This window comes from Streptomyces sp. NPDC056987 (assembly GCF_042673865.1).
Lineage (GTDB): Bacteria > Actinomycetota > Actinomycetes > Streptomycetales > Streptomycetaceae > Streptomyces.
Genome location: NZ_JBHURV010000030.1, coordinates 107,536 through 117,818 on the forward strand (window position 1 = coordinate 107,536; position 10,283 = coordinate 117,818).

Consider the following 10,283-nt stretch of genomic DNA (forward strand, 5'->3'; position numbering starts at 1 on the left):
CCGCCCCCGCTCAGGCCGGCGAGTCCATCAGAGCGGTGACATAGGCATCCAGCCGCTCCTCCACGGCTCGCGTCGTCAGCTCTGTCCTCCCCGCCTCCCGCCACGGCCGCGCCACCGCCCGTACCTCTTCCGAGCACGCAAGCCCGTCCCGCACCCGCCAGTACAGCCGCTCGCTCGTGGTCGCGGCCAGCACTCCGCCGGCCTCCTCGTACGCCTCGGCGAACCGCGGACCCCACGCCGGGCCGTGCAGCAGCGCGAGGTTGGTGGAGCAGTGCGCCACATCGAGATCCGCCGGGCCCCAGGAGGCCGCCGCCCAGTCGACGACGCCGGAGATCCGGGCGTCTGCCGGCTTTGCGAGCGGCATGTCGAACAGTACGTTGCCCGGCTGGAAGTCCCGGTGCAGGAACCGCCCTTCACAGGGTGGCGGGGGCTTGCGGATGACGTCGACAGCGGCGGCCCATGCCGCCGCGTCGGCGCCCTTCGGAACCACGACGGTGTCGGCGGTCGTCAACGTCACGTATTTCCGGGGCCGCTCGGCGGGTCGCACCGTGTGGATCCCCACGAGTTGACGGGCCAGCAGAGGGAGGCGCGTCTCCAGTCCCTCGTCGTCGAGGACCGTCCGGCCCGCCAGGTGCGTCATGAGGAGCGACGGATACTCGCACCGCGTGGCGGTCGGATCCACCGCGACCAGTCCGGGAGCCGGCACGCCGGTCCCCGCGAGCAGGGCCAGGGCGCCGGCCTCCCTGTTCAGCCCGTCCTCGGCGTGCGCCACGCGGAACGGGTCGACGAAGCTCCGCAGTACCAGGTCACGGGTGCCGCCGTCCCGCGTGGCGATGGTCAGCCTCCGCATCTCCGCGGTGATGCCGCCGTACAGCGCCTCGGTTGCGACGATCCGTTCACCGGTCTCCAGGTGCCGGCCCACCCAGGCCAGCGTCAGCGGTCGGACGGCCGCCGCCTCATCGTGGTTGGTCACCGGGCCACTCCGAGTGGTCCGAGCCGGTGGTCGAGCGCGGCACCGACGTCGGGGCAGTTCTTGCGGATGACGTCGAGGAAGGCGTTCAGTGCCGGGGAACGGTCCCGGGCGCTGAAGGACAGGACCAGATCGGGCAGCGGCGTGCGCGGCATCACCTCGCAGAACCACGTGCCCCGTCGTGGGGCCGCCAGCATGCGAGAGGGTCCCAGACCGACGCCCACCCCGCAGGCGGCGAGGCCGATGATGGTGTGGATGTCCCTCGCGACGGTCGCGCCGGAGAGCGCCGGGGAGTCCTTGCCCAGCAGGGTCCGCAGCCCGGTGGCGACGGCGGGCTCGTCCTCCCCCGGCGCAACGATCAGCGGCTGTCGCCGCAGCTGCTCCACGTCCACCGACGACCGACCCGCGTACGGGTGCGCGCTGCTCACGACCGCGACCAGATGGTCGTGTCCGATCGGGACCGATACCAACTGCTCGGCCCCGACGCCCCCTGGCCGGCCGAGGCCGATCGCCACGTCCAGTTCGCCGGCGACGAGCGCGGCCGTGCTGCGCCTGGTCGCCATCTCGTGCAGCTCCAGCCGCACGTCGGGCCGTTCGCGGCCGAACCGGCCGAGGACGTCCGGCAGGGGTTCGAGCAGTGCCGAGGCGATGAACCCCAGGCGCAGCCGTCCCGTCTCGCCGCGCGCTGCCCTGGCCGCGTCGACCGAGGCCGCCGCGATCTCGTCGAGCGCCCTGCGCGCCCGGGAGAGGAAGGCCGCGCCCGCAGCCGTCGGAAACACCCCCTGGCGGGTGCGATCGAACAAGCGGGCGCCCACTTCCCGTTCGAGATCGGCGATCTGCTTGGACAGCGGAGGCTGTGCGATGCCCAGCGCACCGGCCGCCCGGCCGAAGTGTGCGTGCTCGGCGAGGGCCAGTGCGTACCGCAGGTGCCGCGCCTCCATGCCAGCCTCCCGGTCATATCTTGAATATATCGTCGGCCAGCTTGTCAGATCTTTCACTGGATGATCGGGGCCGGTTCGCGTGGAATGCGGTCATGACTGATCCTTCCTCCCCAGGCACCGTCTTCGTCTTCGTGCACGGGGCCTGGCACGGCTCCGGGCAGTGGGCGGCGACGCAGCGCGCACTCGCCGGACTCGGAGCCGCGAGCATGGCCGTCGATCTGCCGGGGCACGGCTTCGACGCGCCACTGCCCAGCGGATACCTCCAGCCGGGCCAGCCGGGCCTGTCGACCGAGAAGTCCGCGCTCGCCACCGTGACGATGGACGACAGCGCCGCGGCCGTGCTGGACACGCTGCGCCAGGCCCGCCACCACCGTCGTGTCGTGCTCGTCGCGCACAGCGCGGGCGGCGGCCCCGCGTCACTGGCCGCCGAGCGGGCACCCGAACTCGTCGACGAGATCGTCTACCTCTCGGCCTTCGTGCCCGCGGGACGGCCCCGGTTCTTCGACTATCTCGGCTCGCCCGAGAACGCCACGGCACGGGGCCAGGGTCTCAACCTCGGCGACCCCGGGGAACTGGGCGCCGTGCGGATCAACCCGCTCTCGCAGGATCCCGCCTACGTCGAGGAACTGCGGCAGACTCACTACCACGACACCGCTCCGGACCGCTTCGACCGCTGGCGCTCGGCGCTGAGCCCCGATCTGCCGCTGGCGATCCCCACCACCCCGGTCACCGTGACTCCGGGGCGGTGGGGACGCGTCCCGCGGACCTTCCTGCGCTGCGCGGACGATCGGGCGCTGCCCACGGCCGTGCAGGATCTGATGATCGCGGAAGCCGACCGGGTCATGCCCCGCAACCCGTTCACCGTGCGCACCCTCCCGGGCGGCCACAGCCCGTTCGCCGCCCGGCCCCGTGAGCTCGCCGCGGCTCTGCTGCCGTGAGCGGCGGACGCCTTGTGCTGCCGGTCGAGGTCCATGGAGCTCACGGCGGACCGTCCGGAGGCGAGGACTTCGGTCCTGGGCTCACTCGTTGCCCCAGTCCCAGGTGTCGAAGTACGCCGCCACACCGGTGCGGCGGGCCTCCGCGACGGCGCTCAGGCGCGCGAAGTCCCGAGGCGGCATCAGCGCCTCCCATTCGGGCAAGGGCAGGACCCGGACTTCGTCGTGCTCGCGCGGATCCAGGGCGATGCCGCGGATCCGGGCCTCGGAGAGCCGGCCGCCGTCGAAGACGAGGCCGATCGTGCTGTAGGGCCACTCGGTGCCGGGCAGGCCGTACACCGTCGCCAGAAGCCGAGGCGGTCCGGACGGCGTGATACCGGTCTCCTCCTGGCATTCGCGAACGGCTGTCTGCCAGGGGCGCTCACCGGGATCCATGGTGCCGCCCACCATCTGCCACGGGTGGGACGGCGAGTAGACGGAGTGCAGTTGGAGCGGCCGGTCGTGCTCGTCGGTGACGTAGACACATGCGAAGGCGGTGGCCTTGAGGACTGTCTCGGCATACTGCTCGGGCGGCAGCCAGTCGGTGCCGCCCACCCGTGGGCTCGGAACGACCGGTTCTTCGAGACGTGTCATCCGCATCAGCGCCGCGCTGCCGGCGAAACCCAGCTCACGGTAGAGCGGTGCCGCCTCCTCACTGGTGTGCAGTTCGAACAGGGTGACGTGCTCGGCGTGGAGACGGTCGAGGAGTGCGGACACCACCGCCCGGGCACAGCCGCGGCGCCGAGCGCCGGGGTGTGTGGCGACGACGTGCACGCGGCCGGCCAGGCCCTTCGGATAGGCCGGTGCCGGCAGTACGGGGTGGATCAGCCCGAGGGCGCAGGAGACGATCGAGCCGTCCGGGGCGTCGACGACGAAGGCACGGGCGTCTCCCGCCGGTGTCAGCCGCGGCGCCAATTCGTTCGCACACCGCCGGATCCACTCCTCGCTCAAGGGTTCGGAGAGGACATAGGCGGAGCGCAGCCGGACGATCCCTTCGGCATCGGCGGGCGTGGCAGCGCGGACCGCGGGCCGCCCGGCGGATGCCGGTGGTCCGGCCGTGGCGACGGGCCCCATGTCGAGGTTCACGTGGATTCTCCCTGTGGTGAGTTGTACGGGTGGCGCCCGGCGCGAGGCAGCGCCGGGGGCCTGCGTCCGAGCTCGATGACGTCCGGATCGCCGTGAAGGGCCTGCCGGCGACGATTCAGCTCACCGGGCCGAGGGGCGCCTCGACCGGGCATGCCTCCCCGGCGCGGCGCCTGTCGGAGGCCTGTGCGCGCCGAGCGCCCTCGCCCGGATGCCGAGGGCGGAACGCCGGGTGGCTCATGGGTGTGTCCCGTGCTGCTCGCCGTCGCCGAGGGCTGTGTCGGAGGTGACCTGGTAGGACAGCAGCTGCTTGAACAGCCCTTCCTGCTCGGCGAGTTCTTGGTAGGTGCCCTCCTGCACGACCTTGCCTTCGTCGAGGACCACGATCCGGTCGGCCACGGCCACGTTGGTGATGCGGTGCGTCACCAGCAGTACCACCCGGTCCCGTGCCAGTCCGCGCAGCCGCTGGAAGATCCGGTACTCCGCGCGGGGATCCAGGTTCGCGGTGGGCTCGTCGAGGACCAGGAGCCCCGCCTCGCGGAAGAACGCTCTGCCGAGGGCGATGCGCTGCCACTGGCCGCCGCTCAGTTCCTCCCCGTTGAGCCACTCCCGGGCCAGGAGGGTGTCCAGGCCGGCGCCGAGGCGGTCGACGACCTCGTCGGCGCCGGCCGCTTCGCAGGCCTCGCGCACCGCCGCGTCGCCGCGCGGCGAGGGCTGTCCGAGGGTGATGTTCTCCCGCACGGTCAGGGGCCAGTGGGCGTAGTCCTGGGGGACCAGGGCGACCTGCTGCCACAGCGCCTGCGGGTCGGCGTCGCCGGTGGGGGTGCCGTCCCACAGAATCTGCCCGTCGGTGGGCAGATACAGGCCGCTGACCAGCTTGGACAGCGTCGATTTTCCCGAGCCGTTGAAGCCGACCAGGGCGGTGACCTCCCCCCGGCGCAGGGTGAGCGAGACGTCGGACAGCGCGTCCCGGTCCTTGCCGGAGTAGCGGTGGGTGACCGACCGGAGCTCGATCGTCTTCGGCGGTTCGGGCCGGTGCGAGCCCCGGCGCATGCGGAAGCCGCCGGCCTTGTCCAGGAATCCGGTCCAGTCGTCCATGTACAGCCCGGTACGCACGGTCCGTGCCCCGACGGCCACGAGTCCGCGGACCGACTGCCCTACCGTCTGCAGGGCGAAGACGGCCGTTCCGGCGTGCCCGACGCTGATACGGCCGGTGGCCAGCAGCCATACCACCGCGCCCCAGACGACCGCCGAGCCGACGCCTCCGCACACCGCGCCGACCAGGGACATGCGCGCCGCCGTGTCGGCCGCGGTCCGGTCCTCGCGGTTGATCCGGGCGACCGTCTGCCGGTACCGGCCGGAGAGGAACGCGGCCATCGTGCCGGCCCGGATCTGGTCGGCGGCCTCCCGGGTGAAGATGTGCCACCGCAGCACCGACAGCATCCGGTTGTCCCCGTTGCTGCGGAGGTTCGCCAGATAGCGCACCCGCGCGGCGCTGATCTGGGCCAGGGCCTGCGGCAGGCTGGCCGCCACCAGGAGCGGGAGGAGCACCCAGCTCACTCCGGCCAGCACGACGGCCCCGGCGAGGAAGGAAGCCGCCGAGGCGATCAGATCCTGTCCTTCGTCGATCAGGTCTCCGGTGACCTGCGCGCCACGGTCGGCGGCCTCGCGGTCGCGGTTGAAGTCGGGCTCGTCGTAGGCGCACAGCTCCACCTCGGCGCAGCCGGTGAGCAGCATCTGCTGGGCCTCGCGCGACATCAGCGGCCCCAGCCGGGAGGAGAGCCAGCTGACGGTGATTCCCAGGATTGCGCGCACGCCGGACGCGCCGGCGAGCAGCGCCACGGACGGCCATGCCTGCAAGAGCCGGTGGTAGATGTCGCCGCTGGTCAGCAGCGCGGTCAGGGTGCCGCTGATCGCGACCAGGCCCACGGCCTGCATCACGCCGGCGACGGCCTGGCACAGCAGGAGGCCGACGGTCGCCCGTCGGTCGACCCGCCAGGCGAGAGCCAGCGACCGGCGCACCAACTGCGGGAGGCGCCTGGCCATGTCGCGCATCCGGATCGAGCGGCCGGCCGCCTCACGGCTGCCGGTCAGATCCACATACCGCATCTGCGGCCCCGGAGCGGCCGACTCCACGGCGGCGCCCGGCCCGGTTTCGAGGGGGAGGTCCGGTGCTTTCGCCGGTCCGGCAGGCTCTGTCCCGGGAGCGGGCGGAAGCGGGGCGGTGCGCGGCCCCGGGACACCGCCGGCTGACGCATCGGTGGGCTCGTCGCTCACGCCGCCCACCCCGTATCCGGGGTTACTGAGCGGATGATGCTGCCGAGGCCGTGGGGGATCGTGCTGAACCGCCGTTCGGTTCCAGGGGGCTGGTACGCACGGGCAGGATGCATGACGTCCTCCAACTGGGGCACCGGCGGGGTGGCGATGGTGGCGGTGGTGGTGAGTTCGGCGGGGAGGCAGCGGGTGCGGCGGGGGCGGGCATCCGGAGTCCGGCCGGTACGGGCGATCCGGCCCTTCGACTCCGGCCGGCGCGGGTCGGCCGCCACCTCACCGGCGAAGCCCGCGATGCTGAACTCAGGCCGCACGGGCTGTACTTCGCGGCCGGCAGGGGCAATGCGGTCGACGTTGTACGCGGTCTCTTCCAAGGGAACCTTCACAGGCATGGGCAAACCCTAGGGGCGCCCGCGGGGCGGCGCTGGCGTTCTCGCCGAGGGTCATCCGGCAGGGTGACGCGAGGCCGAAGGCCTGGCGCGGAACAGCCGGCGGGCATGGCGGGAACGGCCGCGGGATCAAGCCGTCGCCCGTGCAGTTGTGGCGTCCGGGAGGGCACGGTTACGCGCGGTGTGGCTGAACGCGATTCCGGCACAGCCCCGTTGGGCCGCGTCCGCCGAGTCGGCGGAGGCCGGAAGAAGGCGACCGAACGGGACCCGGGGCTGAGGCACGCCCTGCCGGCGCTGGTCGAGTCCGGCGAGCGCGGTCACCTTGAGAGGTCGCGCGGACTCGGACCGCAGCGCGCCGCCCATCGCCGGTGACAACGCCACGGCCAAGAGGGCTCCGGTCACAGCGTGCCGACGAGAGTGGGAACTGGACCGCCCGGTTCCGGTGGCGACGGACAGGCGTCGTCCGAGCGCGATGGTGTGCGGACCTTCCCCAAGGAGAAATCGAAATGAGTACAACACGGCAAGTCTGTCGTAGTGGCGGGCGGTTCCTCACGAGCGGTGCGCTCGGGGTCTTCCTTGCTGTGGCAGCCCCCCCGGCGGGCGCGGCCGCGGCGTTGCACCCCGCCGGGATCGGCAGTCCGCAGGAACCTGGCTTCGCCCGCCGACGCCGGGTCGGTACCACCTGCGGTCACCTCATCACCTCACCGCTCTCTCCCGGGCTGTTGGATCCGGGACCGGTCTTCGGAGACGGGGCGTGGTCGCGGACATAGACGGTGACTCGCGCGCCGTTGACATGAGTGGTTCCGTACTCGCGGAAGTGCCGTCGCAGGGTGCTTGTTTTCGCCTCCTCCTGAGGGTTGGTGGGTGAGTGTGTACCCGTCGGGGCGCGGACCACGACGATCCGGTCGAATTCCAGCATGCGTGCCGCTATGTCCTGGGCGGGAAGCTCGATACCTGCGAGTGTGTTCGATGAAGCGGGGTCCTGTGCCAGGGCCAGATCCGTCAGGAGACGGGTGTCCTCGGCGTTGGCCGCGGTCCAGATCCGGTGGAGGCCGGAGAGGTAGAGCAGCCCGTCGCCGGGTCGGCCTTCCTTGCGTACGGTGGCGCCGATGGCGATGACGTCAGTGCTCCGGCTCTGGGGCGTCCTCAGCGAAAGGCTCGTCGGGACGAGCGCGGCCAGTACGGCGACCACCGCGATCCACGCCGTCCGGGAAGACCGCTGCAGCCGCTGGAAGTGATCCATCCAGGCGCCCAGCAGCAACGCCATTCCGATACAGCTGTAGAGCACATACCGGTCGACGAAAAGGGGCTTGACCAGTGAGACGATCACCAGCAGAAGGCCCGGAAGCACAAGGATCGGCAGAGCCAACGCGGGAAGCCGCACGGGCCCCCGCACCCCCAGGGGCGCGCGGGCACACGCCACGCCCACGACCGACATGACCAGGAAACCAAGAAGCCGCGTCCCGGGCCAGTCGATCCAGGACACCTGCCCCGACTGCCCCGCACTACCGATGGCCAGCGGCAACAGCCCGGCCACAACGCCCGCGGCAGTCACACTCCACGCCCTCAGCACCGGTCGCGGAACACGGGAGACGATCAGTGTGACGCCGTGTGCGACCAGGGCGAGGACCGCGAACTCATGGAGCAGACAGGCCAGCAGCATGGTGGAGCCGTAGACCGCCCACCGCCACCGGGCGCGATGCGGGACGCTGACCACGAGCGTATAGGTGGCCCAGGTGACCAGGGCACAGACCATGGCGTACGAGCGGCCTTCCTGCGCGTACCGCTGGACCTGGGGAAGGAGCGAAAACACCAGCCCGGCCAGCAGCCCGGCACGGGGTCCCGCCAGGCGTAGCCCCAGAAGCCCGACTCCGCCCGCCGCCACGGACATGGCCAGTACCGACGGCAGCCGCAACGTCAGCAGCCCTCCGCCGAAGAGAGCGAAGATCTCATGCATCATGGCGTAGTGGAGGGCATGGACCAGATCAACCTCCTGGGCGGTGAGCCATATCTGCGAAAGATCGCGGTGCGCGAGCTGATAGGTGACGGCCTCGTCCCCCCACATACTGTTCTTCTTGCGGATACCCCAGAGCCCCAGCGCGATGGTCAGCAACAAGGGCGCGATGACGACAACGGCTGTGGCCGGGCCCGGTGATGGCCGACGGGCGGGTACGGGAGGGTAAATCGTCCTGGCCACGGCGGGGCCACGTTCATCAAGGGACATCGGCGACAGGGCCTTTCAGCAGTGGCGAAGACACTCCGCCAGCGTGCCCGGACCTCGTTGACCGGTTGCTGACCCAACCTGACCGGCCGATCAGGAAGGCGGGCCGGCAGTGTGCGAGGCTGCACCGCATGCGCATCCTGGTGGTCGAAGACGAGGTGGACCTTGCCCACACCCTGCACACCGGCCTCACCGCGGAGGGCTACAGCGTCGACCTCGCCCATGACGGCCGACAGGGACTGTGGATGGCCCGGACCGGCGAATACGCCCTTGTCGTCCTGGACTTGATGCTGCCCGGACTCAACGGTTACAAAGTCTGCGCCCAACTGCGCCGGGAGGGCAACGCGACCCCCATTCTGGTACTCACCGCCAAGGACGGGGACTGGGATCAGGCAGAGGCTCTGGACACGGGGGCCGATGACTACCTGGCCAAACCCTTCTCCTACATGGTGCTCGTCGCACGGCTGCGGGCCCTGGTCAGACGAGCCGCCACGGTCGCCCCGCCCGTCCTTGCCGTGGGCGACCTCTCGTTGGACGTCGCCGGCCGGGTCTGCCGCCGGGCCGGGACCCGGGTGGAACTCACCCCCCGGGAGTTCGCCGTGCTGGAGCTGCTGGCCCGCCGGGCGGGCCAGGCGGTCTCCAAAACGGATCTGCTCTATCACGCGTGGCCCGATGAAGCCCGGGACCCCAACCTGGTGGAGGCGCGGGTGAGCGCCCTGCGCAAGAAGGTGGACGGCGCGTTCCAGCGGCAGTCCCTGCAGACCGTACGGGGTACCGGCTACCGGCTGGTGGACGACCGTGAACGCGACTGAGCCACGACTCCGCTGGTGGCCGCGTTCGGTACGGGTCCGTACAGCCCTGGTCGCCGCCTCGGCCGCCGCCGTCATCCTGGCCGGCATCGGATGGTGGTTGCACCGCGACGTCTACCGCGAGAGCACACAGGTCGCCGAGGACCAAGCCAAGATGCAACTCTGGTCACTCTGCGAACAGTTGGGCAAGGGGGTCATTCCCCCCTCCACAGGCGCCATACCCTACGAGGTCGTCGCGACCGGCCGGCGCACCGCTGTCGCCTCGGGCGGGGCCCTGAGCGACGCCTACCCCGACACCCGGCACGTGATGCCCACCCCACCGAAAGCCTTCGGGGATCCGCCGGTGCTGCCCACCACCGTCCATATCCCTGCGAACCCCGACTACAACCCCAGGGATAAATTCGACATGGCCGGCGGGACCACCCAGGTCGTGACCGCCGATGTCTGGGCCGATGACCTGAGGAGTGACCAGGTCGCTGCTCTGGGTGTCGCCTCCGACGCCACACTGCGCGTCTATGTGGTGGTGCTCCCGCACACAGCCGAGGCGATCACCGAGACCATCGACCGCCTGCTGCTGCGGGCCGGACTCGTCAGCCTCGTACTGATCGCGGCCGCCGCCTACTTC

The 10,283-nt window shown here is 71.2% G+C and carries 8 protein-coding genes and 2 pseudogenes; 4 read left to right on the forward strand and 6 right to left on the reverse strand.

Going from position 1 to position 10,283, the window contains the following annotated elements; all coding sequences use genetic code 11:
* Positions 1-10: 10 nt before the first annotated feature.
* A complete protein-coding gene (locus ACFTZC_RS29585; RefSeq protein ID WP_382894835.1) occupies positions 11-973 on the reverse strand; it encodes a phosphotransferase family protein in 963 nt (320 codons plus the stop codon).
* Positions 970-1,911, reverse strand: coding sequence for a LysR family transcriptional regulator (locus ACFTZC_RS29590; RefSeq protein ID WP_382894837.1), 942 nt, complete (start codon positions 1,909-1,911; stop codon positions 970-972). The genes ACFTZC_RS29585 and ACFTZC_RS29590 overlap by 4 nt, the downstream gene beginning before the upstream one ends.
* Before the next feature lie 92 nt (positions 1,912-2,003).
* Here ACFTZC_RS29590 and ACFTZC_RS29595 point away from each other — a divergent pair, with 92 nt between their 5' ends.
* Entirely contained in the window at positions 2,004-2,849 is an 846-nt protein-coding gene (locus tag ACFTZC_RS29595; RefSeq protein ID WP_382894839.1) for an alpha/beta hydrolase, read from the forward strand.
* Positions 2,850-2,930: 81 nt separating this feature from the next.
* Here the strand turns inward: ACFTZC_RS29595 and ACFTZC_RS29600 are convergent, their stop codons facing one another.
* The 3 genes from ACFTZC_RS29600 to ACFTZC_RS29610 form a co-directional block, all read right to left on the reverse strand.
* The gene (locus ACFTZC_RS29600; protein ID WP_382894853.1) at positions 2,931-3,959 is read right to left on the reverse strand and encodes a GNAT family N-acetyltransferase; all 1,029 of its coding nucleotides are present in this window, start codon (positions 3,957-3,959) and stop codon (positions 2,931-2,933) included.
* Positions 3,960-4,205: 246 nt separating this feature from the next.
* Positions 4,206-6,077: an ABC transporter ATP-binding protein gene (locus tag ACFTZC_RS29605; RefSeq protein ID WP_382894855.1), complete on the reverse strand. Its 1,872-nt coding sequence runs from the start codon at positions 6,075-6,077 to the stop codon at positions 4,206-4,208.
* Between the two features lie 164 nt (positions 6,078-6,241).
* Positions 6,242-6,631, reverse strand: coding sequence for a hypothetical protein (locus ACFTZC_RS29610; protein ID WP_382894840.1), 390 nt, complete (start codon positions 6,629-6,631; stop codon positions 6,242-6,244).
* Positions 6,632-6,775: 144 nt separating this feature from the next.
* Between ACFTZC_RS29610 and ACFTZC_RS29615 the strand changes: the two are divergent.
* Positions 6,776-6,946, forward strand: a pseudogene (locus ACFTZC_RS29615) (ISAzo13 family transposase); the annotation flags it as partial.
* A gap of 370 nt (positions 6,947-7,316) precedes the next feature.
* On the opposite strand, the gene ACFTZC_RS29620 reads toward ACFTZC_RS29615, so the two are convergent.
* Positions 7,317-8,852, reverse strand: coding sequence for a glycosyltransferase family 39 protein (locus ACFTZC_RS29620; protein ID WP_382894842.1), 1,536 nt, complete (start codon positions 8,850-8,852; stop codon positions 7,317-7,319).
* 128 nt (positions 8,853-8,980) lie between these two features.
* Here ACFTZC_RS29620 and ACFTZC_RS29625 point away from each other — a divergent pair, with 128 nt between their 5' ends.
* The gene (locus ACFTZC_RS29625) at positions 8,981-9,661 is read left to right on the forward strand and encodes a response regulator transcription factor (protein WP_382894844.1); all 681 of its coding nucleotides are present in this window, start codon (positions 8,981-8,983) and stop codon (positions 9,659-9,661) included.
* Positions 9,648-10,283 (forward strand): annotated as a pseudogene (locus tag ACFTZC_RS29630) (two-component sensor histidine kinase); the annotation flags it as partial. The gene ACFTZC_RS29625 and the pseudogene ACFTZC_RS29630, both read left to right, overlap by 14 nt.

Excerpts from the sequence above, each read along its gene's own strand:
- ACFTZC_RS29620 (WP_382894842.1), bottom strand. The coding sequence starts at position 8,852 with ATGTCCCTTGATGAACGTGGCCCCGCCGTGGCCAGGACGATTTACCCT.
- ACFTZC_RS29595 (WP_382894839.1), top strand. The coding sequence starts at position 2,004 with ATGACTGATCCTTCCTCCCCAGGCACCGTCTTCGTCTTCGTGCACGGG.
- ACFTZC_RS29625 (WP_382894844.1), top strand. The coding sequence starts at position 8,981 with ATGCGCATCCTGGTGGTCGAAGACGAGGTGGACCTTGCCCACACCCTG.
- ACFTZC_RS29610 (WP_382894840.1), bottom strand. The coding sequence starts at position 6,631 with ATGCCTGTGAAGGTTCCCTTGGAAGAGACCGCGTACAACGTCGACCGC.
- ACFTZC_RS29600 (WP_382894853.1), bottom strand. The coding sequence starts at position 3,959 with ATGGGGCCCGTCGCCACGGCCGGACCACCGGCATCCGCCGGGCGGCCC.
- ACFTZC_RS29590 (WP_382894837.1), bottom strand. The coding sequence starts at position 1,911 with ATGGAGGCGCGGCACCTGCGGTACGCACTGGCCCTCGCCGAGCACGCA.
- ACFTZC_RS29605 (WP_382894855.1), bottom strand. The coding sequence starts at position 6,077 with ATGCGGTATGTGGATCTGACCGGCAGCCGTGAGGCGGCCGGCCGCTCG.